Source organism: Listeria rocourtiae subsp. hofi (genome assembly GCF_963575615.1).
In the GTDB taxonomy this organism is placed as follows: domain Bacteria; phylum Bacillota; class Bacilli; order Lactobacillales; family Listeriaceae; genus Listeria_A; species Listeria_A hofi.
Genome location: NZ_CAUYTL010000113.1, coordinates 1 through 313, shown reverse-complemented (window position 1 = coordinate 313; position 313 = coordinate 1). Strand labels below are relative to the sequence as shown.

1 pseudogene is annotated in these 313 nt (G+C 44.4%); it reads right to left on the bottom strand.

The window, feature by feature from the left end:
* Positions 1 to 300 (bottom strand): annotated as a pseudogene (locus R8925_RS15980) (polyribonucleotide nucleotidyltransferase); the annotation flags it as partial.
* Between the last annotated feature and the right edge of the window lie 13 nt (positions 301 to 313).

Here is a 313-nt window from a genome sequence, read left to right as displayed (position 1 = left end):
AAGCACAGTGGATGTGATTTGAACATCATTACGATACCCTTTAGCAAAAAGTGTACGAATCGGGCTGTCAATTAGACGAGCTGTCAATGTCGCACGGTCACTCGGACGTCCTTCGCGCATTAAGAAGCCACCAGGAACTTTACCTACCGCGTACATCTTTTCTTCGTAGTTAACTGTCAGTGGGAAAAAGTCACCTTGTCTAGGCTTTATTGATCCAACTGCTGCTGTTAAAACAAATGTATCGCCGTAACGGATTAGCGCGGCTCCATTTGCTTGTTTTGCCATTTGACCTACTTCGATTGCTAATTACTTC